Source organism: Rhodoferax sp. OV413, from assembly GCF_945881795.1.
Taxonomy (GTDB): Bacteria; Pseudomonadota; Gammaproteobacteria; order Burkholderiales; family Burkholderiaceae_C; genus Allorhodoferax.
This window is the reverse complement of sequence record NZ_CAMCVG010000143.1, coordinates 1-3655: the sequence shown is the minus strand read 5'-3', so window position 1 is coordinate 3655 and position 3655 is coordinate 1. Positions and strand designations below refer to the sequence as shown.

General features: G+C 59.7%; 4 protein-coding genes, 1 tRNA gene and 1 pseudogene. 3 read left to right on the top strand and 3 right to left on the bottom strand.

Annotated elements, in window-relative coordinates:
- A partial coding sequence (locus tag Q0O05_RS11795; protein WP_293663263.1) for a hypothetical protein occupies nucleotides 1-194 on the top strand: 194 nt, incomplete at its 5' end.
- 54 nt (nucleotides 195-248) lie between these two features.
- Nucleotides 249-338 (top strand) — tRNA-Ser (locus tag Q0O05_RS11790).
- A gap of 293 nt (nucleotides 339-631) precedes the next feature.
- Here the strand turns inward: Q0O05_RS11790 and Q0O05_RS11780 are convergent.
- Both Q0O05_RS11780 and Q0O05_RS11775 read right to left on the bottom strand, forming a co-directional pair.
- The gene (locus Q0O05_RS11780; protein ID WP_293663261.1) at nucleotides 632-1621 is read right to left on the bottom strand and encodes a tripartite tricarboxylate transporter substrate binding protein; all 990 of its coding nucleotides are present in this window, start codon (nucleotides 1619-1621) and stop codon (nucleotides 632-634) included.
- A gap of 6 nt (nucleotides 1622-1627) precedes the next feature.
- Nucleotides 1628-2359, bottom strand: coding sequence for a hypothetical protein (locus Q0O05_RS11775; RefSeq protein ID WP_293663259.1), 732 nt, complete (start codon nucleotides 2357-2359; stop codon nucleotides 1628-1630).
- Nucleotides 2360-2489: 130 nt separating this feature from the next.
- Here Q0O05_RS11775 and gcvA point away from each other — a divergent pair, with 130 nt between their 5' ends.
- On the top strand, nucleotides 2490-3410 hold the full coding sequence (gcvA, locus tag Q0O05_RS11770) for a transcriptional regulator GcvA (protein WP_293663257.1): 921 nt from the start codon (nucleotides 2490-2492) through the stop codon (nucleotides 3408-3410).
- A 75-nt stretch (nucleotides 3411-3485) separates the two neighbouring features.
- Here the strand turns inward: gcvA and Q0O05_RS11920 are convergent.
- Nucleotides 3486-3655, bottom strand: a pseudogene (locus tag Q0O05_RS11920) (aromatic ring-hydroxylating dioxygenase subunit alpha); the annotation flags it as partial.

Genomic DNA, 3655 nt, shown 5'->3' with positions numbered 1-3655 from the left:
CGCTGCGCATTGCCCAAGAAGCTCAACATATGGCTTTGGAGTCTTTTAAAGAACGGTTCCAAAACGAAGTCTCGGGCCTGGAGTCCAAGTTGCGCTTGGAGCTGCAAGACATGGTGCAAAAGTCTGTAGAAGACGCCCTGAAGTACTCGGACCAAACCTCAGAGTTGCCGCCAGAGCCCAATACTGCGCCCTGACTCTTGCCGCTCTTTGATTTAACCGGTTCGCAACGGTTAGAATCCTCGGCTACTGGAGAGGTGGATGAGTGGTTTAAGTCACACGCCTGGAAAGCGTGCGTGGGGTAAAACCCACCGCGGGTTCGAATCCCGCCTTCTCCGCCAGTAACTGGTTTTAAGTAGTCCGATACAGGCCACTTTAGACCCTAAAAGCCCCTGCCCAAGGAGTTCTTAGTCTCATTGCTTAGCAGCGTGATGATCGGGATGAAAAAACTGAGGGCGCACTACATACATTTTGGCGTAGCGGAGGGACACATTCACGATCCCGGTGTTGTTGATCTCGCTGTCTTGCTCTATCAATTAAACAAATACCACGAACTTACAGCCTTTCTCCGTAAGGTCTTTCTCCAGATCATTGAGGAATTCTTCGTTTTTCATCTCGATCTTCTCTCTCTTACTTAATCGGCCTTGATGCCGGACTCCGCAATCACCTTGCGCCAGCGCTCCTGATCCGCCTTGATGAAGGCGCCGAATTCGCCCGGCGTGCCACCCGCAAATTCAGCGCCTTCGTCGTTCAGCTTTTTGATGAAGGCGGCGTCCTCTTTGGCGATGGCCAGCACTTCGCTGTTCAAGCGCTCGACGATGGCGGCCGGCGTGCTGGCAGGCGCCACCACACCGAACCACGTGCCGGTCACCAACGGCACGCCCTGCTCCTGGAAGGTCTGCACATCGGGCAGCAGCGCCGAGCGCTTGGCCGACGCAATGGCCAGCACCTTGACCTTGCCCGACTTCACATGCGGCAGCGAGGGCAACACGGTGGGAAATACCATGTCGGTTTCGCCCGACAGCGTCGACAGCATGGCGGGCCCGCCACCGCTGTACGGCACGCTCAAAAATTTCGTGCCCGACAACTGCTGGAACAACTCCGACACCAGGTGCGGCGTCGAGCCACTGCCGTAGGTGGCCGACGTCAACGCGCCGGGCTTGATCTTGGCCTTGGCCACGAGTTGCGGCAGGGTGTTGGCATCCGACTTCACATTCACCACCAGCACAGCGGGCGAGTTGGCCACGATGATCACGGGCGCGAAATCGCGCTCGATGTTGTAGGGCAGTGAGCGAGACAGGCCGGGACCAGTGGTGAACGACGAGCTGGCCATCAACAGCGTGTAGCCATCGGGCGCCGAACGCGCCACGAGCTGGGTGCCTATGGTGGTACCCGCGCCCGGTTTGTTCTCGACCACAATGGGTTGGCCTAGGCGCTGAGACAACTTTTCGCCGAGCAGGCGCGCGATGCTGTCCACGCCGCCGCCCGGCGCGAAGGGCACGATGAGTTTGATTGGGCGCGATGGATACGTCGACTGTGCAAAGCAGGCTAGCGGTGCGGTGGCGAGAAGTGCCAGCGCTGCGCAGGCAGTGCGGCGGGCGATGCGGAAAGTTGAAGGGGTCATGAACTGTCACTCGGTCTTGGGCAGATCGGCGATGTGCATTCCCGCATCGATCGCGTCGCATTTGATCACCTCGGCGCGCACGATCCTCTCGGTCCACAACAGCACTTCTTCGGCGCGTGCTATCGGCACGAAGCACACGCCGGTGTCGTCGGCAAACACGATGTCGCCGCACGACACGCGCATGCCGGCAATGTCGATATCACCATTTATTTCCATGGTTTCGAGGCGCCATTTGCCGGTGATTGGAGTGATCTCGGAAGCCCAGATGGGGAAGTCGACCGAGCGTGAATGCGCTACGTCGCGAATGCCTCCTTCGATGATCGCGCCGACCTCCCCCTGGCGCTTGGCGGTCTGCGCCGAGATGCCACCCATGTTGGACACACCGGCCACGCCCTGGATCACGACCACGTCGCCGGGCAAGGCGAGGTTGTGCGCTTCAAACTCGGCCATCTTGTTGGTCGGCACGCGGGCGTTCGCATAACCGTCGCCGGGCTGCAAGGCGTTGCGTACGGTGAGCGCGGTGCCGGCGATAACTTTGCCAGGCATCGTGGGCTTGAGCGTGGAAGCACCGACGACACCGGGGATGCCGAGGCGGTCCATCACGTCGGAGAGCACGCCGCTGGCATCGCCGAGCGCGCGGTAGCGCTCCAACAGCCCTGGCGCCGCGCGGGGTACCGCAAATTTGCGAATGCGGGACGGGTGAATCTTGCCGGTGAGGCGGGGTGGGTTGTTGCTCATGGTACTGGGCTTGTCTCTTGATGAAAATGAAAGGATCAGTTGAATTCTGAGCGCCACAGTCATCGTGCTCAACCGATTTAAACTGCGCTTTGATTGAGTTTTTAGAAATCGAAAAGACCATGAAAATCCCATGAGCCTGCCCCCACTCAACGCCCTGCGCGTGTTCGAGGCCGTTGGACGGCGCGGCAGCGTAAAACAGGCGGCCGAGGAGTTGTTCGTCACGCCGGGCGCGGTGAGCCGGCAGTTGGCGTTGCTCGAAGGACACCTAGGCACGCCGCTGTTCACTCGCTCGCACCGCGCGTTGGCACTTACGGCCAGCGGCAAACGGTATCTTGCGCGCGTGAGCGATGTTCTTCTGGCCTTGAGCCAAGCCACCGAAGAAATCAAGTCGACCAAGGGGCGCGATCCGCTGCGCATCTGGTGCCCCATGACGTTCGGCATGCGTTGGTTGGTGCCGCGCCTGCCGGTGTTTCGCGCGTCTCAGCCTGATCGGGACGTGGTGTTCATCACCTCGCTCGGTACGGTGAATTTCGATGCGCAAGCCACGGGTGTGGCGATCCGCATCGGCCGCGGTGATTGGCCCGGTTGCGTGTGTCACCGTCTGGTGGACATCGAGCTCACGCCGGTGTGCAGTCCTGCGTTGCTGAAGCGGTTGGGCCCGTTCCGAAACGCGGCGGACCTCACCCGCACCACGCTGCTTCAGTCTGCCGCCCGGCCCAACTACTGGCGCTTGTGGCTGGACACGTCTGGCGCGCCCGACCTCAATCCCGAGCGCGGTATCACCTTTGAAAGTGTGAGTCTTGCGTATCAAATGGCTCTAGAGGGTGCGGGCGTGGCTATGGGCCAGCGTGCCCTGGTCGCGGCCGATCTGAAGGCCGGCAGGCTGGTCGAGCCGTTTGCGCATCGGGTCAATTCGGGTGACGCGTTTTATCTGATTTACCCAAATCGGCTCGCGGGGGATGTGTTCGTGCTGCGATTTAGGGACTGGCTACTTGATGAAGCCAGAGAATCGGCTGAGATCGGCTCAATATCAGCTCAAAAATCGACATAGCGCTTGCTACAACTGATATCAATGGCATGGTTTTTGGAGAGGTGAGTGGTTAGAGCTGCCTAATCGTTGAGTGACTTACTCAACCTTCGCACCAATTGACTGCTCCTCTGCAATAAGCCTAGCCAACAAGCGGCGAGCTTGAATGGGGCCCACATCGGTTTTAAGCGCCACAGGAAAAGCCGTGCCCGATGCTTCGCCCAGGGATCGCTGTTGCTCTTGAAGCATCGCTTCGTCTTCTTGAAAGG

Coding starts and splice junctions, on each gene's coding strand:
- gcvA (WP_293663257.1), top strand. CDS start 2,490: ATGAGCCTGCCCCCACTCAACGCCCTGCGCGTGTTCGAGGCCGTTGGA.
- Q0O05_RS11775 (WP_293663259.1), bottom strand. CDS start 2,359: ATGAGCAACAACCCACCCCGCCTCACCGGCAAGATTCACCCGTCCCGC.
- Q0O05_RS11780 (WP_293663261.1), bottom strand. CDS start 1,621: ATGACCCCTTCAACTTTCCGCATCGCCCGCCGCACTGCCTGCGCAGCG.